The organism is Paenibacillus sp. VCA1 (assembly GCF_031583795.1).
Classification (GTDB): Bacteria; Bacillota; Bacilli; order Paenibacillales; family Paenibacillaceae; genus Paenibacillus_AQ; species Paenibacillus_AQ albilobatus.
Map to the genome: position 1 here is coordinate 438,589 of NZ_JAVLSX010000005.1, position 25,050 is coordinate 463,638.

Here is a 25,050-nt window from a genome sequence, read left to right on the forward strand (position 1 = left end):
TAAAGGACGTATTTGATAAGATATAGCTAAAGGGAGGGAGTCTTTTGAAGAGCGGGATGCTTAAGGATGTCCATCCGGAAAAGCGGTTTGAACAAGTGTATGACTATATTTTGGAACGAATCCGCCGGGGGGAATGGAAGGAGCATGAGAAACTTCCTTCGATCCGCATGCTGGCGGCGGAATTCGGCGTGCACCGGTTGACCGTGTTCAGAGCCTACCAATTGCTGAAACAAGAGAATAAGGTGTATGTCAGGGACAAGTCCGGTTATTATGTTCAGCCGGGGAGCCTGCTGTCCCCTGCTGCGCAGCAGGACCCGATCGTCTCCGCTTACGTTCATGAAAGCCATCTTTCCGAAATTCATCAGGTGGAGGCGGCTTATCAATTTTCCAAAGCGCTGCTCGACCCGAATCTGCTGCCGAACCGTTATTTTTCCGAATATGTGAAAAACGTGTTTGATCTGTATCCCAAAGTGCTGGGCACCTACTCGACCACGCAGGGGGACTTGGAGCTAAGGGAGGCGCTAACCCGCTATTTTACGAAACGGTATCGCTTCGATCTGACCCATGACGAAGTGCTGATTACTTCCGGTTCGCAGGAAGCGATCGATCTTATCGCTAGAGTGTTGGTCAGGCCGCGGGATTCCGTATTGATTGACAGGCCGACCTACAGTCCGGCGATTGACGTGTTTCGGAGGCAGGGAGCCCATTTGGTGCCGATCGGGATTGGTCCGGACGGATACCGGCTGGATCAGGTGGAAGAGCTAATGAAGAAGCATAAACCGCGCCTTTTTTATCTCAACCCGACCTTTCAGAACCCGACGGGGTACACCGTGCCTGCGGAGCAGCGGAAGCGGCTGGCGGATCTCGCGGCCGAGTATCGGTGCTTGCTGATCGAGGACGACCCCTGCCCGGATATCTATTTCGGACACGAACCACCGCTTCCGTTTTTCGCATACGATACGGCCGGGATGACGATATATATCCGCAGCTTCAGCAAATATGTCGCGCCGGGCCTAAGCATTGCCATGATAGCCTGCCGCCCCGGTCTGATGAGCTATTTGGTGAAGGCAAAATCGCTGTCGGACAGCGGAACGCCGCTTTTGAATCAGAAGATCTTTTTGCATTATTTTTTTTCGGAGCGGATGCAGCGGCATTTGGAAAAACTTCGGACGGCGCTTGCGATCCGCAAGGACGTTATGGAGGAAGAACTGGCCGGAACGGGCTGGGAGTGGAAGAGTCCTGAAGGCGGTTTTAATTTGTGGATCAAATTGCCGGAATCAACCCCGATGGAGCGCCTTCTCGTGACAAGCAGGGAGCAATCCATCAGCTTCGTCCCGGGCTCGATCTGCGACCCGCTCAGGGAGTTGAAGTCTTGGATCCGATTGAGTTATTCCTTTTTGAACGAGCAGCAATTGCGGGAGGGATTGCGGCGATTTGCGGGGATTTATCGGGAGCTGACTACAGGAAGTAACGAAGGTTGAATATTTTTTTCAGGAATGAAAAGAAAGCCCCTTTCAGGTTCATGAAACTTGAAAGAGGCTGTTTTTATCCATGTTGCGCCTTCGTTTCCTTGCTCCCGTTTTATCTTCCCGCAGCTTTATTTCCGCGAAGAATCATGCAGGTGCTGGTTGTGCATGCAACAAGGCTTCACAAGAAATATCAAGAAAAATAAACCAATTCCTCATATTATTAAAATGTAGGAGTGAGACAATTGAATGAACAAATATAGCTTATGATGGATTGGATCGAAGTAAATTTTAAAAATAAGTTTTCATTAGATGAACTATCAAATTATGAATGGGGAGTGGTATAAAATGAATACTTCTAAAAAAATCGAAGTCGAAAAATTGCGCCATAATAGAAGTGAATTGTTTGACAAAGACGTATTGCATATTTTAAATGGTCAGGTTATGTATGAGGAATTTAAAAATAACAGATTGATGGGCGATTCTGATTATGCTCCATTTAATGAAGCGATGTGCGTGAATGCGACTACGGACCAAATATTTGATAAAGAATTTATACATATTCGGGCTGCGGGTCATCATGAATCGGTAGAGGGATATATTGAAAAGGTTATCGCTCCTTTAGCCCATCTTTTTAATAAAGAGTATAAATGTATCGTATTATGGTTTGGTGAAGACATGTTTTGTCAAATGAACCTGCTTACCCTGCTTTCCTATCTTGAACAGTCAGGTTATGAGGGGAAAGTGTTTTTAAATAGTTTCAGGGAGGATGAATTTAAAGTTAATCAAACCGAACTTAAATTAGGTCATTATGATTCAGTATATAAAGAGGTATTGGTCAATCATACGAAACCATCGAATGAACTAATTCCGGTTATGTATCAAGCAATAAACATCTATTTAGATATGCTAAGCGAAGATAATAAAGTGGTAAAATATATAAATAAAAACAGAAATCTGCCAACAAAAGAATTAATCAAGAGGTTGTTTGAACGTTTCCCGACGGTAGGTTACGGGGATTTACAATATATGGAGCTAATTAATAAAATAAGATGAAAATCCCTTGGAGAGGTAACGTGTCAAGCAATTGACGAATCCACATTTTTTCTTCTGTTTCCGTAGCAAAGTTAATGCGCGTTAAAAAAAGAAATGGAAACCAAATCAATTTGAAAGGAAAGTAAAACCAAATGTTTAGAGCCGAAATAGATGAACATACATACCTGTCTATTCTCGAGGAGAGGCATGCCCAGGAATTATTTGATTTAATTAACGAAAGTCGTGATTCGATAAGAAAATGGCTTGAATTCCCCGATAAAACGATCGCCGTCGACGATACGAGGGCTTTTATTCGCCGATCTTTAAGCAGATTTGCCGATAATAACGGATACTGGGCAGGGATTTGGCATCGTGGACAAATTGCCGGATCGATAGGTTTTTTGTGGATCGACCGGGATGCTAAAAGGACAGAAATAGGTTATTGGTTAGGTTCGAAATTCGAAGGGAACGGACTGATGACAAAAGCTTGCCATGCTTTTATTACTCATGCCTTCAATGAATTGCATTTGCGAAAAATCGAGATTGGGGTAGCCACGAACAATATCAAGAGCAGGGCAATTCCGGAACGTCTGGGATTTACTCAGGAAGGGATCATTAGAAACTATGAGCGGCTGCATGATCAATACCTTGACCGGGTGATTTACGGTCTTATTAAAGATGAATGGCATCGTTAAGGGGAGGCGTTCAATAAGCGAAGGGAAAATACGCTTGAGCTCTATTTAGTAGTATAAATCAGAGGAAAAGAGGAGTCTATAACTTTTGGGGGATATCATGTAAAGTGGTTATACCCGGCCGGGAGTTTGTGAACGCGGAGGTTCGAGAATGGTAACCCCAGAAATGTTGTCCAAAGCAGCAAAATCGTTTGCGTTTGATGTTAGCACACTTCGATTGATCAGCAACTCAACGAATGCGGTATATCGTTTTACCAAAAATAGTGAAAGCTTCATCTTGCGGTTATCCGAAAAACCCCCAGCCTATGCTGAAAAAATAAGGGGAGAACTCGATTGGCTGCAATTCTTGGGACAAAACGGGATACGCGTATCGCTGCCGGTAAGAACGATCGATCATGACATCATGGCTGTTTTTGCTGAAAATGAAACGTGTTTTATCGCAACGGTTTTTGAACCTGCACCCGGAACGTTTTTTGACAAAAATGATCCTCTTTTGTGGGGGGAAGCCGTCTTTAAACGGTGGGGAGAGACCATGGGGAAGATGCATCGGCTCTCTAGACACTTTAAACCTTCTAATGATGCTGAGAAGCGGGAGGACTGGAGCAGGTGGAAAATAGGTAACCCGTATCTGCGGCATGGCAAGTATGCTGTACTGCTCGAAAAATTAAGAAAGCTTGAAAATATCATGGATTCCCTTCCCCGTGAAGGAAACGCATACGGACTGATCCATAATGATTTTCATCCCTATAATTTTCATATCGACGGGGATTTGATGACGGTATTTGATTTTGATGACTGCCTTTACGGATGGTTTTCGCTGGATATTGCCATCGCGGCAGCGCATGCCGTTTGGTGGGGATCTCCGAAAGAGGATCGGAAGTCCAAAAACGAATTCGCCAAAAAGTTTCTGAACGATTTTCTTGAAGGATATTTCAAGCATTATCATCTCGATCGAGATTGGATTCAACGGATTCCGATGTTTATGGACTACAGGAATATATGCTCGTTTTTTTGGTGGCTCCATCATTGGAACGGGGATGAAAACAATTTAAACGACGCGCAGAAAAAAGCCATCGATCAAGCCGTACGTTTAATCGAAAACGGCCGATCTTTTGACGGCTGCGAGTTTCGGATATAGCAAACATGGGAAGGAACTGACACGATCAGATATCCAATCGGATCAAGCAGGGGGTGCTGCTTGGCGGGGATTCGCGGCTCATTTTTTGTCATTAAAGGAGATTGAGAAAGGGAGACGGGAGAAAGGAGAAAGGGGCCGATTGTTCCAGCCCCTCTTTCATGATCAACGAATTGTTTAGCGATGTTGAACAATTCGTTGATCGCAAGAAAAACATCCGTTAAACGCGGTCTGTCTTCTGTGAAAGTACATCGATAGACGTTTTTGTTATTTCTTTTTCTCCAACTCCGCTTTTAATCTTGCATTCTCTTCCAACAGCTTCTGTACGTCCGGGATATCCTTGCCGGAAACCCAGCCATACAAATCGTCTCTTGCTGCATACTTCGGCAATTGATCACGAAGCACCATTTTAATGTGCCGTACATCATCGACATAATAGATAGGGATTTGTTCCATAACCGTTTGCTTAAACGCTTGAAACTCCTGATAGTGTTCAATGGCTGAGAAATCGTATGGCAGTTGTCTTAACCTTTCATCTGTGAGAACAAAAGCAAATCTAGGTTTTCCCGTTTCTCCGGCATACTCGTATTCCCATTGCGTATAGCTTTTGGATTCATCATCAGGGAGCGTTAAACCATAGAATCCACCGAGAATCAGGATATATACGTCGGACTCGTCGATCCATCTCTTCCTAATGTTCATTGGACTTTCATTGAAAAATTGCTCGACTCCAGCAGGGATATGACCGGCTCGAAGGATGGATTCAACAGTGGCATGTCTTTCCTCAATAAGATCGTAGTAAGTAGCCGACATATAAATTTGTAATTTTTTCTCATAAGCCCACCCGTATGAAAGAATTAGTATAGATAGAATCTACTACTTTCCCGCTTCATTTGTCAAAATTTACTGGTAGTTTCATGTCAGTCTGCCCCCGGGAGTCTCATTCTGGTAGCATCTGGCTACAGCAGTTCCGGTAAATGAGCTAAGAATGTTGACGGCTAAGCACCGTGACGGATTTTTCGCCGATAGCTCCAATTAAGCGAACCGCCATAAGCAGTGTAACAGTTGGGTTTTTAGCCTAAATATATGGTCTAGAGTCTGATGTAGATGTTAGTTCGTTGTTGATAGGACTAAAACCTAATCGTTCAAGCAGGTCCGAGCCGAAGGGATGATCGATGACGTAACGCCAGCTGCCGTCCGATTGTTTTCGAACGATTTCTGAAGTATGGCCTTCCAATAGATTCTGACGTCCGTCCGGACCCTCATATAGAAGGGTGAAATGTGCCCGGAGCAAAGCGATGTTTTCAAAAGGGATGCAGTAAATATTGCGAGAAGTCATGTTCCCTTTTAATTGCAGCAGTTCCTCCAGTGTTTTTCGGATATTTTCGATGCCGTTTACTGTTCCGCCGACCGTATTAATAAGAATGCCATCGGGTTCGTACAGGGAAAGCAGGTTGTTAATATCGCCAGAATTGTAGGCTTCGGCAAATGCTGAATTCATTGCTTCGGGGTTGGATACGGAGCTGCTCTGAATCGATGGTTTCATTCGATCGCCTCTTTCTTTTCGTATTACATATTAGTTTAGACGGGTATTGTAAATAGATAAAGTACGCATAAAATGATGACATGGTCACAAAAAAATGACTTAGGGAGGTAGAAGATGCCTTATCAGGATGACGTTTTCGGTTGCCCGGTAGATGTTGGGGTTCACATGATCAGCGGTAAATGGAAACCTCGGATTCTGTATGAACTGTTCCAACAGACACGGCGTTTCGGTGAACTCTATCGGCAAATTCCCGAGGTTTCCCGGCAAGTTCTTACTGCACAGTTGCGTGAACTCGAGGAGGGCGGCATAGTGCGCCGAACCGTATATTCGACGGTGCCCCCGAAGGTGGAATACTCATTGACTGAATTCGGTAAAAGCTTGGAACCCATTCTGGAGCAACTTCTAAAAGCGGGCGAGCAATATATATCTTTTCAAAAAGAGAAGCAATAAAATTTGCCTTTACAGTCAGCACGCCCTGCCCCAAGTGATGGCGATAAAAAAGTTTTGGGCATCGTGGGAGATGGTGGCGAGCGTGTGGAAATAGAGTGGATTTGTGCTGTACCGTAAAATAGAAACCGCCCGAGTCCGAACCGCATAGCGCGGCAGGATTCGGGCGGTTTTTTCGGCATTTCTTCTTCTGCGATACGTGGCCTCTCATAACACAAGGACCTTCATGTAGGAAGACGCGGAAGCGAAAAAATGTTGTTATGGGAGCATGAACTTACTTTAGCAACTCTTCCAACTGTTCGTCGGTCCCCGAGTTTTCGAGCGGCGTAAACACCCTTATGGCAAAAGCGCTGCTTTCAGAGATTGTAAGCGTATGGTAATGGAAAGTCAGCAGGCCAGCTTGGGGTAGACGAATGATTTGATCCCCCTCCAAAGTACCGGAAACGTCTTGTCGGGCCCATAACGTCCTAAACTCCTCGTTCCTGTCATATAACTTGTCGAATAGCTCTTGATACCATAAATCGTTCATGTTCCGGGCAAACCGACTTCTGAAATGAGCCACCATCGTAGAAGCGACATTCTCCCAGTTCACGATGCGAGACTTGTTGTCCTCCACCTCGAAGACGCGCCAAAGCATATTTCTTTCAAGCTCCGGGGCTCGGCTTAAATCACCGCACAACGTACCCGATATTTGGTTCCATGCGAGAACGTTCCAGCGTTTGTCGATCATGTAGGCCGGATAGGTTCCTAACCTGTCCAGAATCTGCTGCAGGGAAGCGGGGGCGGAATCATTCTCTTTGGTCTGAGGAAGCGATGAAGGATTGGCCAATGCGAGTAGATGGTTGCGCTCGTCGCTGCTAAGCCGCAATGTTCGTGCCAAGCTCTCCAAGACTTGTTCAGACACACGAATGTCCCGGCCTTGCTCCAGTGCGGTATACCACGGCAAAGAAATGCCTGATAAACTTGCCACTTCCTCTCGTCTTAACCCCGTTGTGCGACGGCGCGATGTTCCAACCGGCAACCCCGCCTCTCTCGGGGAGAGCCGCAAGCGGCGTGAACGGAGAAAGTCAGCCAATTGTTTGCGTCTTCTTTTATCAATCATCATGAAGTTACCTCTTCCTACGGTGATAGAATTTATAGCAGTATCCATGATAATACTGTAAATGCTGACCTGTTTGTCCTTTTTATGACTCATTATAATCGGATTATCGTCCGTCGTGAAGGAGAGTCGGAGATGAAACAAGCTGTACCGAAATTCCCGCATGGATTAGCCGTTTGCGGCTGATGAGAATCGAATTGCAAGGTCAATCCAGTAACCGAATACGAAGGAGGATGATATGGTGAAAACAAAACAGATCGAACGTGAGTATAGTTTCAAGGGCAAACGTGTTGTTGTTCTTGGAGGTACGTCCGGAATCGGGTTTGCGGCAGCCGAAGCGGCTGCACGGGAAGGGGCATCCCTGGTCGTCGTGTCCAGTCGAAAAGAAAAAGTTGACCTTGCCGTTTCGCGTTTGATCGAAGGTACCGAGGGGTATGCGGTTGATCTGACGGATGAGGAACAGGTTCGTCAATTTTTCAGCGAAATCGGGGAATTCGATCACTTGGTCTTTACCGCGGGCGACCCGCTGATGGTCGAAAGTCTTGACGACACCGACATCGATGCAGCGCACCGATTGTTTAACGTTCGATATTGGGGAGCGTTTATGGCGGCCAAATACGGTAGCCGAAACATCAGACAGGGTGGTTCGATCACGTTGACTTCCGGCGTTGCCGGAGTTCGCCCGCAGAAGGGGTTTACTGTCGCAGCCAGCATATGCGGCGCTGTCGAGTCGCTCACCCGGGCGTTGGCCGTCGAGCTGAGTCCACTTCGCGTCAATGCCGTTTGCTTCGGCCTTATGCGTACCGAGCTGTGGGACGGCATTCCTGAGGAACACCGGAACGCGATGTATGAAAATGCCGGGAAATCGTTGCCGGTTGGGCGAATCGGCGAACCGGAGGACGGTGCCGAGGCGTTTCTCTACTTCATGCGTCAGAAATACGCCACCGGGCAGATCGTTGTCGTGGATGGCGGTTCTACTCTGGTTTAATTTTCTTACCGCCGGTTACGTTTGCGATGCACTCTTTTTTAAAGTACGCGGATCCCGATGAAGGCAAAAGCATTCATGCATTTAAATCCCTCCAATTCATTTGGAATTTACAAGATCTCATAAATGTTTTTGTAATCCACGAACCCTCATGTAATGACATATTTAGCGAATGGTGATACAATTCAAAAGGGAACATTTGTTCTTTTTCGTGATGGACAAGAAATTTCGCCATGCTATTTATAGGAGTGAAAAAATGCGAAGTCGAATGAACGTACGAATTGAGCCTTGGTCAGATGCCGACCTAGCTTTACTCTATCGCCTGAATGTACCAGATATGCTGGAACATTTGGGCGGCCCGGAGACCGAGGAACAGATCCTTGCACGACACAAGCGGTACCTTGAGGTTGGCACGAAGGGAACTGGACGTATGTTCAGCATCGTCCTCCTCCCGGAATTCGAAACGGTCGGCAACATCGGGTATTGGGAACGCATCTGGCAGGAGGAAACCATTTGCGAAATCGGCTGGGGCGTCTTGCCGCCTTTTCAGGGCAGAGGTATAGCTGCTGCTGCCGCTGCGGCTGCGCTCGCAAGTGCCAAAGCGGAACGTAAACATAGGTACATTCACGCATTCCCGTCAGTCGATAATCCGGCGTCAAACGCCATTTGCCGGAAGCTCGGCTTCTCGTTTATCGCAGAGTGCGCGTTCGAGTACCCGCCAGGGAACATGATGCGATGCAACGAATGGCGCATAGATCTTTATGAAAAATTCTAGAATAGCATGTCAGCATAGCAGCTTAGCAGGTAGCTCTATTCTAATTTGAATTTCTTCCATAGAGGATTGCCGCAGGTGAAGAGTTCACTTTACTTCCTAAAATGAAGCCCAAGAGCAAGTTGCTCGCTCTTGGCCTCTTTTTTAGCGGGTGTTGATATCGTCAATCTATTAAAAGGGATGCCCCTGCAGCATAAGCTGCTTTGGGCATCCCTTTTATTTAGAACGGTACGAGCGTTCGGTCGTTTATGGAAGAATGTTGCCTGCCGCGCGGTAAATTTCGTACCATTCTTCGCGGGTCAGCGTAATTTCGCTTGCTTTCACGCAGTCTTTCAGACGTTCGATGTTCATCGTGCCGATGACCGGCTGCATGTTGGCCGGATGGCGCAGCAGCCACGCGATGGCGATCGTGGTATTGCTGACGCCGTATTTGGCGGCGATTTCATCGATTTTTTGGTTCAATTCCGGGAATTTGTCATTGCCGAGGAATACCCCTTCGAAAAATCCGTATTGGAAAGGGGACCACGGCTGGATCGTAATGTCGTTCAAACGGCAGAAATCAAGCACGCTTCCGTCGCGGTTCACGGCGGACGCGTTTTCCATGTTCACGTTGATGCCGCTGGAAATCATCGTCGCATTCGTGATGCTGAGCTGCAGCTGATTGGCGACGATCGGCTGTTTCACCGCTTTTTTCAGCAGCTGGATTTGCATCGGATTTTGGTTGGACACGCCGAAATGGCGCACTTTGCCGGAGCTTTCGAGCTGATCGAACGCTTCCGCCACTTCTTCCGGTTCAACGAGCGCATCCGGACGGTGCAGCAGCAGGACGTCCAAATAATCGGTTTTCAGTCTCTTCAATATGCCGTCGACCGAATTCAAAATATGCTCTTTGGAAAAATCGAACATCCCTTGGCGGATGCCGCATTTGGATTGCAGAATGATGTTTTCGCGGATGTCGCTGTTCATATGTATCGCGTCCGCAAAAATTTCCTCGCAGGCGCCGCCGCCGTAAATGTCGGCATGGTCGAAGAAATTCGCGCCCAATTCGAGGGATGTTTGCACGAAACGCTCCGCGCCGTTTTTGTCGAGCGAGTTGATGCGCATGCAGCCTACGGCTACGACAGGGACTTCCAGTGTGCTGCTTCCCAGCTTGATTGTTTTCATGAATGCTGTCCTCCCAGACTCATAATAGGATGATGTTTCTGCTCCGCGGCGGTATTGCCCCCGGGAGTTTGCGGTCTTGTGTGCGTTTACGCTTGATGAATAAGCAAAGCAGACAGTCTCCAATTCATTTTTGCACGTACCCGGAAAGGATTCAAGTTTATTTTATCAGCGAGAGCATCACTTCGACGGTATGATCGACAAAAGAACGCTCCGGACGGGCTTTCATCATGACGGTGAGTCCGATCAACGAAACGACAAGCGTTTGCGCCAAAGCTTTGGCATCCACTCCGGTTTGAAGTTCTCCTGAACGCCTCCCCTTTTCAAGCATCTCCTGAAAAATCGCCGCCAGATACATTTCATGCTCCCTGGTAAGGATTTCGAACTTGGCGTCATGCGGCGCCAGCTCAACCATCGTATTGATGCAGAAGCAGCCCCGGTTGCCTTCCCCCGCATATTCTTCTTCCACCAATCCTTCAAAGAAACGGCGAAACGCTTCTTTCACCGACGGATGATGCTGCAGCTTCGCGCGGATGCCGGCGGCGTGGACTGAAGTATACCGGCGCAAAGCCGCTTCAAAAAGCTCCTTTTTATCCCCGAACGTGGAGTATATGCTTGGCCGCTGGATTCCCATGGCCGAGGTCAAATCGCTTAACGACGTCGCTTCGTACCCCTTTTCCCAAAAAAGCTGCATGGCCGCGTCCAACGCTTTTTCAACATCAAATTCCCGCTGCCGAACCATGATGGCACCTCTTTTCATATCGATCAGTATAATATGATTTTAGCCGATGTCATGCTGCAATGTCAAAAAAAGTTATGCACGGGCTGAGCCGAAAAGCTGTTTATAACAGCAAATACAACTACCCATCCGATTTCTTCCGGACTTTTTTGGTCCTCCTTCTCTTGACAGTTTTCTTGAAAGAAGGTTATGTTTATCTCATCATAACATACTGATCGGTATAATATACTTTTTGGTATGAAATAGAAGGAGGTATTTGATGAACACGGAGGTTATCGAAAAACAAAAAGAAACCGCAGCCGCGCAATCCCGTGAACATGGCGGGGAAGGCGCGGGAGGAAAGGGGGCCGCATTTTCGATCTCGCGTCGGATGGCCCTGCTGTTTGCGGTGGCTTGCGGGTTATCCGTCGCCAACATTTACTACGCGCAGCCGCTGCTGGATGCTTTGGCCCGCGAATTCGGGCTTCCGCATTCCTCCGTCGGCATCGTCATTACGGTAACCCAGATTGGTTACGCGCTCGGATTGTTCCTGCTTGTCCCGCTGGGCGATCTGCTGAATCGGCGAAAACTGATCCCGGGCATGATGCTGTTATCCGTGATCGCTTTGATCGTGGCCGGTACGGCAAGCAATACCGCCGTTTTATTCGCGGGGTTGGCGGTGGTCGGGCTGCTTGCCGTCGTGACGCAATCGCTGGTCGCGTATGCTTCAAGCTTGGCGGCACCTTCCGAACGCGGACAAATCGTCGGTTGGGTGACGAGCGGCGTCGTCATCGGCATTTTGCTCGCCCGTACCTTCGCCGGGGTGTTAACCGATATCGCCGGTTGGCGCTCCGTTTACCTGTCTTCGGCCGTGCTGCTGTTCTTCGTGGCCTGCATCCTGCTGCACTCGCTGCCCCGCGAACATCGGGATCAACCCCGGTTAAACTATTTGCAGCTGCTGCAATCGGTGCTCGCCTTGTTCATGCAGGAGAGGATTTTGCGCATTCGCGCGATTTTGGCGCTGCTCATTTTTGCTTCGTTCAGCATATTGTGGACTTCGCTTGTCCTGCCGCTTAGCCGTCCGCCGCTTTCCCTTTCCCACTCGGCGATCGGTTCGTTCGGTCTCGCGGGGGCCGCAGGGGCGCTTGCGGCGGCAAGGGCGGGCCGCTGGGCCGACCTCGGGTTTGGCCAAAAAACGACCGGCATCGCGCTTGCTCTTTTGCTGTTATCATGGCTGCCGATCGGTTTGCTCCATCATTCCCTGCTTTTGTTGGTGCTTGGCATCCTTCTCCTGGACATGGCCGTTCAGGCGGTGCACGTCACGAATCAAAGCTTGATTTTTAACGTGCGCCCCGAAGCAAGAAGCCGGCTGACCGCCGGATATATGATTTTTTATTCGATCGGCAGCGCCGCCGGCTCGATTGCATCCACGACCGTATACTCCTATTTTGGATGGACCGGGGTTTGCACGTTGGGTGCGTCCGTAAGCGCGCTGGCTCTGCTGTTTTGGGCTTGCACCCGACGGGGCTGAGCGCGGAAGCAGTCCCCGCCATGAAATGGTTCATTTGGACCGGCGGGGATTTTTTCATTAAAGAAAAATGAACATCGAACCACTGATTTAAATTGAGATATTTAGAAAAACGTGGTTTATTGGTAGAATAAATTCAACCTATGATGACATAGAGTGATATGCAAATCAAAAGATTTTAGGAGGCGGTTGGCGTGCAAGCCCAGGGACTCATTCCGATTTTTCGCATGTTTGACGAAAGGAAAGCAAAAGAATTTTATATCGATTACCTCGGTTTCAAGCTGGATTGGGAGCATCGTTTCGAACCGGATCTGCCGTTATACGCGCAAATTTCCCTGCATGACGTCACGATCCATCTCAGCGAACATTACGGGGATTGCAGCCCGGGAGCCGCCATCCGCGTCGAAATGAAAGGCGTCGAAGAGTTCCACCGGCAGCTGATCGGCAAGCAGTATAACTATTCAAGACCCGGATTGGAGATGACGCCGTGGCACACCAAGGAATGCAACGTGGTCGATCCGTTCGGCAATAAAATCGCGTTTTACGAGAACGCGGAATAGGATTGCAGTGCAAGTTGTACATGTCTGTACGCTGCCAACGAATATGGAAAGGAACATGCCGATGAAAACGGAAGCCGTTATTTTCGACCTCGACAACACGTTGATTAACCGGAAGCTTGCCTTTCGCGCTTATTCGGAGCATTTTATCGATCGATTCGTAACAGCCCGGGATGCCCGGCAAAAAGAAGAATTCATCGAATTCATGCGGGTGTCGGATCGGGACGGATACCGCGACAAACGGGAAATGGTTCAGGAATGCCTGGCCGCTTTGCCGATGAAAAATCAGGACATGACCGCCGAGGAACTGCTCAACCACTGGTTCGCCGAATTTTATGGCTATACCGTTCTGATGGACGGAACTTTGGATGTTTTGGACCGCCTGAAACAGAAGCATATCAAACTCGGCCTGATTACGAACGGTTCGTCGCATGCCCAAAATTCCAAAATCGATAAGGCGCAAATCAGGGATTATTTTGACACGGTCATCGTATCGGGCGAAGCGGGGTTCCATAAGCCGGATAAACGCATATTTGAGCTGGCCTTAAGACAATTGGAAGCCAAACCGGAGAATAGCTGGTATGTCGGCGACCATCCTCGGAACGATATTTTCGGCGCAGCAAGCGCCGGATTAAACGCCATTTGGCTGCAGGGCTTTATGGAATGGCATAGCGATCTAGAGGAACCTAAGCATCGAATCGGCAGCTTGAACGAAATCATCGCATTGATCGACAATACATAGAAAGGTGATGAGCATGCAACAACCATCCCTAAGCCCCGGCAATCCATTATTGGAGACGGAACGGCTCGTTTTAAGGAAATTGACGGCAAACGATGTCGGCGACGTGTTCAAATACTGCTCCGACGAGGAAATTTCGAAATATACCACATGGCATTCGCATCAAACGATCGAGGATTCCAGACAGTTCGTTGATCATGTCCTCGGTTTGTACGAACAAAACAATCTAGCGCCATGGGGAATCGAACACAAGGAAACCGGTGCCGTTATCGGCACGGTCGGTTTTGTCTATTGGCATCCCAAACAGGCAAGGGCCGAATTGGCTTATGCGCTTTCCAGAGCATATTGGAATAAGGGACTGATGAGCGAAGCTGCGGGAAAAGTGGTCCGGTTCGGATTCGAAGCGATGCAATTGGTGCGGATTGAAGCCCGCTGCCATCTGCTTAACATCGGCTCCAGCCGGGTGATGGAAAAATGCGGAATGGAATTCGAAGGCATTTTGCGAAAACATATTTTTGTAAAAGGCAAATTCGAAGATTTGAAGCTGTATGCCATCATTCATGAAGATAACGCCAGTGCTCACGAAGGGGGATGGAGATGAAAAGGAAATATGTGTTCGCGCTTTTATTGATTTTTGCTGCATTTTCGCTGCTAACAGGATGCGTTCCCGGAGACGGCACAAATACTCCTGAGCGTACCGCAGGTTTTTTCTGGGGAATTTGGCATGGCTGGATCGCACCTATTTCATTAATTATAGGATTGTTTAAACCCCACATCAGGGTGTATGAAATGTATAATTCCGGTTGGTGGTATGATGTGGGTTTCTATATTGCGGTGATTAGCGGATTCGGAAGCATTTCCATTTTCCGGAGAAAAAAATCAAACAGGGATTAAGCCGCAAAGCCTTATAACGATGGAAACGCGGATGCAGATTGGATGAGCTACAAGCAAGCTGAACAGGAAGGCAAAATTCCGTTAAGAATGGAGCGCAATCCATTGGTCTTTTTCAACATTTTTTGGATGATCATTTTCGCTGCGGTTATCCTTTCGGTGATCGGCCTTATTTTCCGGAAAAGTGTTTTGCTTTACCTGTCCGCGGTGCTGCTGCTTCCATTAGCGTTATATTTGTCGGCAACGCCGCGGTTTCTGTTCTGGGGGCTCGTATTTCCGCTTTTATTCGCAGGTTCGGCCATTTTGATCCAAAGGAAGCGAAGATGGCTTGCGGTCATGCTGTCGGTACCTGTGTACCTGCTTGTGGCCTGGTTGATGTACGCCGTATGGAACCAGTAAAAGTAGTGCTTCCAAGCGATGACTAAGACTGGAGGAAATGTCATGCCCTATGATGCGAAAATCACGTCCGCGGAGCTGGATCGGCTGCTTCCTTTTTTGAATGTTCTTCAAGATCCGAACCAGCCGTTGTCTGCTGCGTCCGGCGGTTACCGCTTTGAAACGGAGGTTATCCGGAATTTTGTGCAAGAGCTGTCCGACACGGGTTTCATGATGGTATTCGATTGGAGTTCGTGGGTCGCGGAGCATGAAATCTATCGAGACATCGACCGGGACATCGCAGACCATTTGATGCAGGCGGATTTGGAGACGCTAAGAAAACTTGTCACAAGTTACGTGCGCGGGGACCGGTTTACGGAAGGGGTATGGATTCGGGTCCTTGAAAACGGCAAAATGACGCAAATTCTAAAAAGGCTGAAAATGCTTCGGGAAGAGATGCAGGAGTAAGCCAGGGAAAGGTGCGAACCCGATATGTATGCCGTCGTTCTCCACTTCGATCAAAAGACGGAACAAACGCTTAAACGGATCTGGGAAGAAATACGTGATCAGGGCATCTCGGGATACGTGGCTGAGGTCCCAAACCGGCGGCCGCATTTGACGCTTGCGGATTATTCGAATCCGGATGAGGCGGAGTTCATGGAAATGTTTGATCATTTTTACAACGCAAGGCCGGGCTTTTCGTTAAACTTCGGCATGCTGGGCACGTTTATCGGGTCGGGTACGCTTTTTCTGGCCCCCAATCCGGCGGCCGAGCTGTTGGAACTTCATGCCGAACATCATCAATATTTTAGCCGGTATGCGAACAAAGCCAATCCGCTCTACGCTCCTAACGCATGGGTGCCGCATTGCACGATCGCTAGCAGGCTTGATGAACGGAAACTGCCGGAAGCTTTGCAATATTGCACGGGCAGCATCCAAACATCATTTCGCACCGAGATTCGGGAAGTGTCCCTGATCAAACTGAAATACCAAAATAACCGCTGCACGGATTGCTCCGCCATGTTGACGAACCGTTGATATGATTCTTAACGCAGAAAGAAGACAAACAAGATTTTACGAAAACAAAAGACAGAAAGCAGGATGGTTATGACCGAAATCAAACACATTGCCGAATCGGATCTTCCGGCGCTTGCCCGGCTGTACGAAGAGCTCATGGGAATCCCGACGAACGGGGACAGGATGCTTCAGGTTTTCCGAAGCGCCGAAAGCAGCGGAAACTATCATATTCTGGGCGCGTTCCATGAAGGGGAGCTCGCCGGATCGCTAATGGGAATTATATGCCTTGATTTTGTCGGAAGCTGCAAACCGTTTATGGTGATCGAAAACGTCATCGTTTCAAGCCGCATTCGCAGGCAAGGCATCGGAAAGAAGCTGATGGAAGCCATCGAGCAAATCGCGAGGGACCATAATTGCGGCTATATCATCTTCGTGTCCGGAGAACAGCGCAAGGAAGCGCACCAATTCTACGAGAAGCTCGGTTACCGCGACGAACAAGTTGAAGGATTCAGGAAGCTACTGTAGAACACGTACCGAAGCCGGCATCCGGGAAGGAACAAGCCTCTCATAATTTAGATCAGGATTTTGCAAAATTCGATTCCGGTCGCTCCCGGTACATTATGAGAGGAACGAAACCGCTTCGCTCTATATATTGCCGATTGAAGGTCGCTCCTTGGATTTTTGCAAAATCCTCAGATATATCGACCATTCGTTTCCCATATACATAGCTGTGGAGAAATGAATTTTACGCCCATTCAAGGTTCAAGGAGGGGAGACATGAGCGGTTCAGCAGTCGGAAAAAGCGTTCCGAGAAAGGAATCCTGGCAAAAAGCGACCGGAACGGCCCGCTATGTGGACGATATCGCAAAACCGGGGATGTTGTATGCCAAACTCGCGGTCAGTCCCCATGCCCATGCCAAAATCATATCGATCGATTCCTCGCAGGCCTTAAGCATTCCCGGCGTACGGGCGGTAGTGACAGGGCAACATTTTCCGGTGTTGACCGGGTCTCCGCTGGAAGACCGGCCGCCGCTCGCCATCGATAAAGTCAGATATTACGGCGAGCCGGTGGCTTTGGTCGTCGCCGATTCGGAATATATTGCCCAAATGGCCGCTTTACGGATTAAAGCCGAATATGAACCTCTGCCCATCGTACATTCCCCGAGCCAAGCTTACCAAAAAGATGCCCCGCTTATCCACGAACGTCTCGCAACTTACCATGGAGATGAAGAGGTTTATCCCGAACCTGGAACGAACGTCGCCAACCGAACCCGAATCCGCAAAGGCAATATGGTTGAAGGCTGGAAGCAATGCACCCACACCGTCGAGGTTTATGTCCGTTTGCCGCAGTCCGACCATGCCGCCATGGAAACGAGGTGCAGCATCGCCGAAATCCGGCCGGACGGCATCGTCATCATTCATTCCGCTTCGCAATCTCCCTACATCATCCGAAAGCAGATCAGCCATTATTTTCACGTCCCCCTTCAAAAAGTTCAGGTCCATACCCCGTTGGTCGGGGGCGCATACGGCGGAAAAGCTGCCGTTCAATTGGAGTTTCTCGCCTTTTTGGCGTCCAGAGCCGTTGGAGGAAGACCCGTAAAACTTGTGAATGCCAGGGAAACGGATATGGTTTCGTCTCCGGTTCATATAGGCCTCGAATCCAGAGTTCGGCTGGGCTGTACCCAGGACGGCAAAATCGCCGCCGCCGAAATTTTGCATTTGTTCGACGGTGGCGCCTATTCGGACCGGGGAGTGATCATGAGCCGGGCCGGAGCCACCGATTGCTCGGGCCCGTACCGCATCGACAACCTTCATTGCGACTCGTTATGCATGTACACCAATCATCCTTATTCAACATCGTTTCGGGGATTCGGGCACTTGGAGCTGACCTTCGCGATGGAAAGGGCCATGGATGCCTTGGCCGAAAAAGCGCAAATGGACCCGCTCGAGTTTCGTTTCCATAACGCGATCGGGCCGGGCGATACGACGCCGACGCAGGTGTTGCTAAATCGAAGCAATGTGGGCGATTTGTCCAAATGCATTGCCAAGCTGTACGACATCATCCAGTGGGATCAGAGGAGCCGCGTGCAATCGAGCGGCCATCTCGTGAAGGCGACAGGGGTGTCTTGTTTCTGGAAAAATTCGAATACGCCGGCAGACGCGGGGGCGGGAGCCGTCGTCATTTTTAATGCGGATGGCAGCGTAAACGTGCTGTGCGGGGCCGTAGAGATCGGTCAAGGCACCCGCACGGCGCTCACGCAAATGCTGGCCGAACGGCTGAAAATAGATGGGCGCAGGATTCATATCGCAACCGATGTCCGTACCGAATCCGATCCCGAGCTGTGGAAAACCGTCGCAAGCCGAAGCACCTTTCTGGTCGGGAACGCGCTCATGACGGCGGCCGACGATGCGATTGCCCAGCTGAAGCGCACGGCTTCCTTTGTTTTGAAATGCCCGGCGGACAGCTTGGAAGTGGGCGGGGGAAGGGTCTACTGCAGGAATGACCATGCCGCCGGAATCGGCATCGATGCCATCGCCCACGGATACAAGCTACCGGACGGACGTTTCATCGGCAGCCAGATCATCGGCCGCGGAAGCTACACGATGCGCGGAATTACGGAGCTCGATCCGGAGACGGGAAGGGGGAATCCCGGGCCGGAATGGACCGTCGGCGCCCAGGCGGTCGAAGTGGAATTCGACACGAGGGACTTTACCTACCGGATCGTCAAGGCGGCTACGGTCATCGATGCCGGCAAGGTGATCAATCCGGTGTTCGCACGCGGTCAACTTACGGGGGGCATGAGCATGGGCCTTAGTTTGGCCAGCAGGGAAACATTTCTGTTCAACGATCGCGGCGTTGTATTAGATACGCAGTTTCGAACCTATAAGCTGATTCGGTACGGGGAGCAGCCGTCGTATTTCGTTGATTTCGTCGAAACTCCGCATCTGGAAGCTCCTTACGGACTGCGCGGAATTGGCGAGCATGGCGTGATCGGCATGCCTGCCGCCTTGGCGAGCGCCTTGTCGGCCGCTGCCGGCGTCGAACTAAACCGGCTGCCCTTAACGCCGGAGAGAATCTGGAGGGCGGTCCATGATTCCGTTTGATTTCGATTATTACCGGCCGGCTTCCGCCACGGAGGCGGTAGAGTTATATATGAAGCTGCATTCGCATGGGAAAAAACCGATGTATTATTCGGGCGGGACAGAAATCATTACGATGGCCCGAAGAAATTCCATTCAACCTCAAGCGGTGGTGGACATCAAGTCCATTCCGGAATGCGGCATACTCGAATTCGATAAGGACCGATTGGTTATCGGTTCCTGCATCACGTTATCGGCATTGTCCGCGGCAAATCCGTTTCCGCTGCTCAGCGCGGCGTCGCAAGGCGTCGCCGATCAAACATCGCGAAACAAAATCACGCTCGGAGGAAACATCTGCGGAAAAATCCATTACCGTGAGGCCGTTCTTCCCTTGTTGCTGGCAGACAGCCGCATGGTCATCGGAGGACCGGAGGGGAAGCGGGAGGTTTCAATCCATGAAGTGTTCGCGGAACGGATCAGATTAAAGCCCGGAGAGTTCCTTATGCAGATCATTACAGATCGCAAATACGTATCCTTGCCGTATTATCATGTCAAAAAACGTCTGATCGGGAACGTCGCTTACCCTCTCGTCACATTGGCTGCCCTAAAGAAAGACGGTCTAATTCGTACTGCGTACAGCGGCGTTTGCGCTTTCCCTTTTCGATCTTCCGCAATCGAGCAGGTGTTGAACGATCCGTTGCTGCGTCCCGAGGAAAAGGCGAACCGGGCCATCCAAAAGCTGCCGGCTCCAATCCTGTCGAATGCGGAAGGATCCGCTGCGTACCGGCAGTTCGTGCTGAAACAAACGATCGAAGAAGCCGTGAATTCTTTGGAAGGAGGGTGAGCATGCAAATGAACGTTCCGAAACTTTATCCGATCGAGCTGCAGGTTAACGGCGAACAGAGGACGGCAAGGGTCCGAGCGGCGGAAACCTTACTGAATGCCCTTCGGGATCACCTCGGATTAACCGGATGCAAACCCGGTTGCGAGAATGGGGATTGCGGGGCATGCACGATCATTATGGGGGGCCTGCCGTTCAAATCCTGCATTATGCTTGCGGTGGAAGCGGAGGGACATCAGATCACCACCATCGAAGGGTTGTCCGGTTCCCCTATGCAGCAAGCTTTTGTTCATAAGCAAGCGTTCCAATGCGGTTATTGCACGCCCGGATTTATCATGAACGGCCAAGGACTGCTGGATGCCCATCCGGAAGCGGATGAAGAAACCATCCGGTTATGGCTTGAATCGAATATTTGCAGATGCACCTCATATGAAGAAATTCATGAAGCGGTCAGAGCTGCTTTTACTTCCAAAAACGCGGAGAAACCGCCAACCGGCAGGCTGGGGAAGGAGGATGGGATTGGAAGAGATTCATCGCATTCTGGAAGCCGTTGAAAGAAGCGGCCGGCGAAGCGTATTGGCTACCGTTGTCCATGTGGAAGGAAGCGCCTACCGAAAAGAAGGGGCGTCCATGCTGTTTTTCGAAGACGGAACGCAAACCGGAATGCTGAGCGCGGGCTGTATCGAAGCCGATCTGGCGGCGCGCGTGCCGGAAATGTTGGAGACGGGGGAATCCCGCGTCTATGCATTCGACATGCAGTCTTTCGATCCCTTATCCTGGGGCGAAACATCGGGATGCGGCGGAATCGTTCACGTAGCGATGGAGCCCGTCAACGATGTTTTCGCCGGTCATCTGCGTACGTTGAAGGGATATTTGGATCAGGCTTGCGAGGTTGTCCACATCAAAACATTCAACCCGGACCGTTCGGTTTCCGGGTATGGCTTTTTTGCCGCCGATCGGCAGCTGTTTGGTGAATGGAAGGGCGCTGTTCCCGAGGAGCTGTTCAGCATGGCGAGTTCCGGCAGCATCGGGAAAAGCGGATTGAAGGCGTTATCCTCTCTGGATGAGGAAATATTCGTCCATATCTATTCGCCCAAACCGAGATTGATCATTTTCGGGGCGGGGCGGGATGCCAGGCCGCTCGCATCGTTTGCGGCAGCCGCCGGGTTTTCCGTGACCGTTGCCGATTGGAGGCCGGCATTATGCGACCGGAGTTTTTTTCCGGATGCGGAAAAGCTTATGGTTGGATTTCCGGAGGAAACGGCAGACATGCTTCGCATCACATCCAATGATTATGTCGTGGTGATGACCCATCAATTTGGAAGGGACATGGAGCTGATCCGCATCCTTTCCCGGCTTCGGCTTGGGTATCTCGGCATTTTGGGTCCGAAGCGCAGAACGGAACTTTTGTTTGACGGCGTCCCGATCCCTCCGTACGTGCGCTCTCCCGTAGGCATCCCGATCGGGGCGGAAGGCCCGGAGGAAATTGCCGTAAGCGTGCTTGCGGAAGTCATTCAGGTTCATAACGCCAAAAGAAAGCGTCGCAGCGGCTTATGAGGCAAATCCGTATAATCGGTGTATATCTGGCAGCAGGCCGCAGCGAGCGAATGGGTTCCGATAAGCTTCGTTTGCCGCTGGGGCCTGTGTGTCTTGGAAATTACGGGCTGGCTGCGGCACTTGCTTCCGGTTTGAATCATATATGGGTCGTTTCCGGCGATACGCAGGCGGATTGGATCGATCGTTCTTTCTACGAGGACCGGAACCGCCGCCGATGGTCTTTGATCCGCTGCCCGGATGCCCGTCTAGGGCAATCCAACTCTTTGCGATGCGGCATACGTGCCGCCGCGTCGGCGGGAGCGGAAGCGGCGATGGTTCTTCTGGCCGACCAGCCTTTCATCACGGCGGGGATGATCGACGAACTGCTGGATCGTTATCAACGCCAGCGTCACGACGGCATTCTTTACGCAGCCGCAGGGCTGAATGGGCTGGCAAGACCGCCGGTCATTTTTAACCATCGCATGTTTCCGGATCTGCTTGCGCTGCAAGGAGACGTCGGAGCTAGGCGCCTGATCCGCGAGGATCGGCCGGGAATTTGCATCGAATTCGACGACCCCGACTTGTTTTTGGACGTGGATACCGGAACGGATTACGCGTCTTTATTGAAAAAAACGTTTTTCTGGAAATCTTGAACGACTTGTTCCGCGTTCATGTACAAAGCAAGCGGGTACTGATCGTTCGCCAAATGAGAAGGCGCTTTGACGGCCAAAGAGGCCGCAGTCGGTTCGAACGTCGTTTGCTTGGGATCGTTTAGCATAGTATTCCAACTTTTGACGAGCGAGCCTAACGTATTCATGTGATCCGCCCAAATCCGCCGGTCTTCTTCCGTAAAATGGCCGCTTTCGGCCCATTTTTTGAAAATGCGGACCATATCCGACAGATTGGCAAAACTTGATCGGAGCTGGGCCATTTGCCGGGTCAATTCGTCCATGGCGGTGCGTTTTTTGGAGGCAAGCGGGTTGTAACGCAAGCTTTGGTTCGCCTTGTCTGTTTCGACGGTCGCTTGATGCAGTTCCTGAAACATGGTTTGCAGTTCGTCTTCGACTATTTTTACTTGGCTTGCCGGGCAGCCATGTTGTACCCATTCGGCCGTTTGATAAAAATGCCGGGTTAAACGATCCGCAAAACGCGCCATTTTTTGTTTGGCCGTTTGGATGGAATCGGGAGGAAACAACAGCACGTGAATAAGAACCGCAACGACGGCACCCACTACGGTATCGCGCACGCGGTCTAGCGGGTAGCTCGGCATTTTGCTTTGAAAATACAATACCAGCAAAACGCTGAGGGCAACCTGAACCGCCAGGGCATGATCCAAGTTCAGCCTCTTGACGATGACCGCGCCAAGCAGCACTAATAGCCCGATGCTCCATCCGCTTACACCGAGATAAGGCGCTATGCATGCGGTCGCCGCAACCCCGACAATCGTTCCGATGATACGCTGCCAGGCAAAATGCAGGGATTGGCTGACCGTAATTTGAAAACATAAGATGGCCGTCAGCGGGGCCAAGTAAGGATGGTTGGACCCGGCCCATTTGGCGGCTTCCCATGACAGCGCTGCAGCAAACGGCATTTTCCATACCGTGCCATTATTTTTGATGAAATCTGTTAATTTACTATTCACTGGGTCGGACTCCGTTTTATAATTGTTTACGTTATTGTTGCCGCAGATGGAAGCTGTTCATTCGCCGGCATCGTTATTTTGAAGAAATTTTTTCAAGCTGGAGGGTGGAAGGGATGGAAGGTATGCTTGAAACGAGATTGCCAGGGGATCGGATCCTGCTTCGCCCCGTGCGGGAAAACGAATTGGATGCTTATTTCGGGCTTTTGCAGGAGCCGGAGGCGATGAGGCTGACCGGAACACAGGAACGGTTCACCAAAGAAAACGCCGCGGCATGGCTGCAAAAGATCAGCCGCGTTCATGAGGATCGCGTCGATTTGATGATCGCCTTAAACGAAACGGATGAATTGATCGGCGAGGTCGTTCTGAACGAAATCGATCGGGCAAATCGCTGCGCCAACATTCGTATTATGATTTCCGCGCGGCACAGCGATCAAGGGTACGGTTCGGAAGCGATGCGTTTGATGCTAAGGCACGGTTTCGAGGATTTGAAGCTGCACCGGATCGAGCTCGGAGTTTATGCGTTTAACCCCAGAGCCGTTCACGTGTATGAGAAGCTTGGTTTTTGCCGGGAAGGCGTGAAGCGGGACGCGCTTTATCTCGAAGGGCGGTTTCATGACATGATTTTGATGGCGCTTTTGGAAGAAGAGTTTCGGGCGCGTTCCTAAAGATATGTAAGAGGGCTTCTGGAATACCGGAATGCGCGGCTTAAGGCAATGATCGAAGATTCGAATATCGAATGAAGGGCGGTGGCGATATGAAAGGAATCGAGAAAGTGCATCAGTTAATCGAAGGCTGGGTGGCGGAGAAAAAAATACCCGGCGCGGTCATTGACATTCAGGTCAAAGACAAGCTACAATGGCAAGCCGCTTACGGAACTGCCTCGCGGGATACGATTTTTGACGTCGCTTCGCTAACGAAAGTCGTAGCGACGCTGCCGGCGATCATGACGTTGGTTCAGTCGGAGCGGGTTTCGCTTCAGGACCCGATCCAAACATATCTCCCGGAGTTTCGCCATCCGGATGTGACCGTCGAGCACTGTTTAAAACACGTTTCCGGTTTGCCTTCCGGCGTTCCGGATTTCAAAGATCGTTTCAAAACGTTGGACATTCGGCGAATTTTTGAGCTGGGACTTGAATCCCGCCCCGGCGAGCGCGTGAATTACAGCGATATCGGCCTCATTTTGATCGGCTGGATCGTTTCCCGGTTGACGCAGCAGCCGCTGGATGAATGGGCCAGGGAGCATGTTTTTGAGCCGCTTGGCATGAAAGACAGTTATTTTAACCCGCCGCAAACCTTAAAGGGACGAATCGCCCCAACCGAGTGGGACGGTCAAAAATACATCCACGGGGAAGTCCATGACGAAACATGCTATCGCCTCGGAGGCGTCGCAGGCAGCGCGGGTTTGTTTTCGACGGCGGAGGATTTGGCCCGGTATGCGAAAATATGGCTTTACCCCGAACGTTATTCGCTGCTGTCCAGGGAGACGGTGGATGCGTGTTTGAAGTCTGTTTTTCAGGGGCGCGGGCTGGGATGGCAGGTACAGGGAGCCTCGGATGAAGGGCTGTCATGCGGCCCGAATTGGCCGGAAGGCAGCTTTGGGCATACCGGATTTACGGGAACCAGCATGTGGGTGGACCCGGTGGACGAGATGACCGTCGTATTTTTGACGAACGCGGTGCATTTGGGAAGGGAACATAACGAATTGAGGCATTTACGGCCGATTTTGCATGAGGCGGCGTTGTCCATTATAAGATAATGAACGATGATGGGGAACGATCCGGTCCTTG

28 protein-coding genes and 1 pseudogene are annotated in these 25,050 nt (G+C 50.3%); 23 read left to right on the top strand and 6 right to left on the bottom strand.

Annotated elements, in window-relative coordinates; translation table 11 throughout:
* The first annotated feature begins 56 nt into the window (after positions 1–56).
* The 4 genes and pseudogenes from RJP21_RS13925 (at position 57) to RJP21_RS13940 (ending at position 4,331) form a co-directional block, all read left to right on the top strand.
* Complete coding sequence (locus tag RJP21_RS13925; protein ID WP_397386219.1) at positions 57–1,481, top strand: aminotransferase-like domain-containing protein; 1,425 nt, start codon at positions 57–59, stop codon at positions 1,479–1,481.
* Positions 1,482–1,802: 321 nt separating this feature from the next.
* Positions 1,803–2,522 (top strand): annotated as a pseudogene (locus RJP21_RS13930) (AraC family transcriptional regulator); the annotation flags it as partial.
* Between the two features lie 131 nt (positions 2,523–2,653).
* Positions 2,654–3,196, top strand: coding sequence for a GNAT family N-acetyltransferase (locus tag RJP21_RS13935; RefSeq protein WP_310859772.1), 543 nt, complete (start codon positions 2,654–2,656; stop codon positions 3,194–3,196).
* Between the two features lie 163 nt (positions 3,197–3,359).
* Positions 3,360–4,331 carry a phosphotransferase enzyme family protein gene (locus tag RJP21_RS13940; RefSeq protein WP_310859899.1) on the top strand — a complete coding sequence of 324 codons (972 nt, stop codon included), beginning with the start codon at positions 3,360–3,362 and terminating at the stop codon, positions 4,329–4,331.
* A 264-nt stretch (positions 4,332–4,595) separates the two neighbouring features.
* Here RJP21_RS13940 and RJP21_RS13945 read toward each other — a convergent pair whose 3' ends face one another.
* Together RJP21_RS13945 and RJP21_RS13950 are read right to left on the bottom strand one after the other, a co-directional pair.
* The gene (locus RJP21_RS13945) at positions 4,596–5,141 is read right to left on the bottom strand and encodes a DUF4062 domain-containing protein (RefSeq protein ID WP_310859773.1); all 546 of its coding nucleotides are present in this window, start codon (positions 5,139–5,141) and stop codon (positions 4,596–4,598) included.
* A gap of 265 nt (positions 5,142–5,406) precedes the next feature.
* Positions 5,407–5,874, bottom strand: coding sequence for a YybH family protein (locus RJP21_RS13950; RefSeq protein WP_310859774.1), 468 nt, complete (start codon positions 5,872–5,874; stop codon positions 5,407–5,409).
* Between the two features lie 114 nt (positions 5,875–5,988).
* Between RJP21_RS13950 and RJP21_RS13955 the strand changes: the two genes are divergently transcribed.
* Positions 5,989–6,324, top strand: a complete 336-nt coding sequence (locus RJP21_RS13955; RefSeq protein WP_310859775.1) for a winged helix-turn-helix transcriptional regulator — start codon at positions 5,989–5,991, stop codon at positions 6,322–6,324.
* A gap of 271 nt (positions 6,325–6,595) precedes the next feature.
* Here the strand turns inward: RJP21_RS13955 and RJP21_RS13960 are convergent, their stop codons facing one another.
* Positions 6,596–7,426 carry a helix-turn-helix transcriptional regulator gene (locus RJP21_RS13960; RefSeq protein WP_310859776.1) on the bottom strand — a complete coding sequence of 277 codons (831 nt, stop codon included), beginning with the start codon at positions 7,424–7,426 and terminating at the stop codon, positions 6,596–6,598.
* A gap of 232 nt (positions 7,427–7,658) precedes the next feature.
* Between RJP21_RS13960 and RJP21_RS13965 the strand changes: the two genes are divergently transcribed.
* Both RJP21_RS13965 and RJP21_RS13970 read left to right on the top strand, forming a co-directional pair.
* Entirely contained in the window at positions 7,659–8,408 is a 750-nt protein-coding gene (locus RJP21_RS13965) for an SDR family oxidoreductase (protein ID WP_310859777.1), read from the top strand.
* Positions 8,409–8,661: 253 nt separating this feature from the next.
* On the top strand, positions 8,662–9,180 hold the full coding sequence (locus tag RJP21_RS13970) for a GNAT family N-acetyltransferase (RefSeq protein ID WP_310859778.1): 519 nt from the start codon (positions 8,662–8,664) through the stop codon (positions 9,178–9,180).
* 243 nt (positions 9,181–9,423) lie between these two features.
* Here the strand turns inward: RJP21_RS13970 and RJP21_RS13975 are convergent, their stop codons facing one another.
* Both RJP21_RS13975 and RJP21_RS13980 read right to left on the bottom strand, forming a co-directional pair.
* Positions 9,424–10,341, bottom strand: a complete 918-nt coding sequence (locus RJP21_RS13975; protein WP_160037542.1) for an aldo/keto reductase — start codon at positions 10,339–10,341, stop codon at positions 9,424–9,426.
* Between the two features lie 157 nt (positions 10,342–10,498).
* Positions 10,499–11,080 carry a TetR/AcrR family transcriptional regulator gene (locus RJP21_RS13980; protein ID WP_310859779.1) on the bottom strand — a complete coding sequence of 194 codons (582 nt, stop codon included), beginning with the start codon at positions 11,078–11,080 and terminating at the stop codon, positions 10,499–10,501.
* A 367-nt stretch (positions 11,081–11,447) separates the two neighbouring features.
* Between RJP21_RS13980 and RJP21_RS13985 the strand changes: the two genes are divergently transcribed.
* The 14 genes from RJP21_RS13985 to RJP21_RS14050 all read left to right on the top strand — a co-directional run bounded on the left by RJP21_RS13985 (position 11,448) and on the right by RJP21_RS14050 (position 22,274).
* Positions 11,448–12,587 carry an MFS transporter gene (locus tag RJP21_RS13985; protein WP_310859900.1) on the top strand — a complete coding sequence of 380 codons (1,140 nt, stop codon included), beginning with the start codon at positions 11,448–11,450 and terminating at the stop codon, positions 12,585–12,587.
* Between the two features lie 191 nt (positions 12,588–12,778).
* The gene (locus RJP21_RS13990) at positions 12,779–13,144 is read left to right on the top strand and encodes a glyoxalase superfamily protein (RefSeq protein WP_310859780.1); all 366 of its coding nucleotides are present in this window, start codon (positions 12,779–12,781) and stop codon (positions 13,142–13,144) included.
* Positions 13,145–13,199: 55 nt separating this feature from the next.
* Positions 13,200–13,883, top strand: a complete 684-nt coding sequence (locus RJP21_RS13995) for an HAD family hydrolase (RefSeq protein ID WP_310859781.1) — start codon at positions 13,200–13,202, stop codon at positions 13,881–13,883.
* A 13-nt stretch (positions 13,884–13,896) separates the two neighbouring features.
* Positions 13,897–14,481, top strand: a complete 585-nt coding sequence (locus tag RJP21_RS14000; RefSeq protein ID WP_310859782.1) for a GNAT family N-acetyltransferase — start codon at positions 13,897–13,899, stop codon at positions 14,479–14,481.
* The gene (locus RJP21_RS14005) at positions 14,478–14,774 is read left to right on the top strand and encodes a hypothetical protein (protein ID WP_310859783.1); all 297 of its coding nucleotides are present in this window, start codon (positions 14,478–14,480) and stop codon (positions 14,772–14,774) included. The genes RJP21_RS14000 and RJP21_RS14005 overlap by 4 nt, the downstream gene beginning before the upstream one ends.
* 42 nt (positions 14,775–14,816) lie before the next feature.
* Entirely contained in the window at positions 14,817–15,170 is a 354-nt protein-coding gene (locus RJP21_RS14010) for a hypothetical protein (protein ID WP_310859784.1), read from the top strand.
* Between the two features lie 42 nt (positions 15,171–15,212).
* Complete coding sequence (locus RJP21_RS14015; protein WP_310859785.1) at positions 15,213–15,614, top strand: DUF6508 domain-containing protein; 402 nt, start codon at positions 15,213–15,215, stop codon at positions 15,612–15,614.
* Between the two features lie 24 nt (positions 15,615–15,638).
* Entirely contained in the window at positions 15,639–16,184 is a 546-nt protein-coding gene (locus RJP21_RS14020) for a 2'-5' RNA ligase family protein (RefSeq protein ID WP_310859786.1), read from the top strand.
* Between the two features lie 69 nt (positions 16,185–16,253).
* Positions 16,254–16,688: a GNAT family N-acetyltransferase gene (locus tag RJP21_RS14025; protein ID WP_310859787.1), complete on the top strand. Its 435-nt coding sequence runs from the start codon at positions 16,254–16,256 to the stop codon at positions 16,686–16,688.
* Positions 16,689–16,940: 252 nt separating this feature from the next.
* Positions 16,941–19,268, top strand: a complete 2,328-nt coding sequence (locus tag RJP21_RS14030) for a xanthine dehydrogenase family protein molybdopterin-binding subunit (protein ID WP_310859788.1) — start codon at positions 16,941–16,943, stop codon at positions 19,266–19,268.
* Positions 19,255–20,088 (top strand): FAD binding domain-containing protein, encoded by an 834-nt coding sequence (locus tag RJP21_RS14035; RefSeq protein WP_310859789.1) that lies wholly within the window; start codon positions 19,255–19,257, stop codon positions 20,086–20,088. The genes RJP21_RS14030 and RJP21_RS14035 overlap by 14 nt, the downstream gene beginning before the upstream one ends.
* Before the next feature lie 8 nt (positions 20,089–20,096).
* Entirely contained in the window at positions 20,097–20,639 is a 543-nt protein-coding gene (locus RJP21_RS14040; RefSeq protein ID WP_310859790.1) for a (2Fe-2S)-binding protein, read from the top strand.
* Complete coding sequence (locus tag RJP21_RS14045) at positions 20,605–21,642, top strand: XdhC family protein (protein WP_310859791.1); 1,038 nt, start codon at positions 20,605–20,607, stop codon at positions 21,640–21,642. The genes RJP21_RS14040 and RJP21_RS14045 overlap by 35 nt, the downstream gene beginning before the upstream one ends.
* Entirely contained in the window at positions 21,639–22,274 is a 636-nt protein-coding gene (locus RJP21_RS14050) for a nucleotidyltransferase family protein (RefSeq protein WP_310859792.1), read from the top strand. The genes RJP21_RS14045 and RJP21_RS14050 overlap by 4 nt, the downstream gene beginning before the upstream one ends.
* Here RJP21_RS14050 and RJP21_RS14055 read toward each other — a convergent pair.
* On the bottom strand, positions 22,232–23,263 hold the full coding sequence (locus RJP21_RS14055; RefSeq protein ID WP_310859793.1) for an FUSC family protein: 1,032 nt from the start codon (positions 23,261–23,263) through the stop codon (positions 22,232–22,234). The two genes, RJP21_RS14050 and RJP21_RS14055, sit on opposite strands and share 43 nt — an antisense overlap.
* 113 nt (positions 23,264–23,376) lie before the next feature.
* Here RJP21_RS14055 and RJP21_RS14060 point away from each other — a divergent pair, with 113 nt between their 5' ends.
* Together RJP21_RS14060 and RJP21_RS14065 are read left to right on the top strand one after the other, a co-directional pair.
* Positions 23,377–23,928 (top strand): GNAT family N-acetyltransferase, encoded by a 552-nt coding sequence (locus tag RJP21_RS14060; RefSeq protein WP_310859794.1) that lies wholly within the window; start codon positions 23,377–23,379, stop codon positions 23,926–23,928.
* Between the two features lie 89 nt (positions 23,929–24,017).
* The gene (locus tag RJP21_RS14065) at positions 24,018–25,019 is read left to right on the top strand and encodes a serine hydrolase domain-containing protein (protein ID WP_310859795.1); all 1,002 of its coding nucleotides are present in this window, start codon (positions 24,018–24,020) and stop codon (positions 25,017–25,019) included.
* The last annotated feature ends 31 nt before the right edge of the window (positions 25,020–25,050 follow it).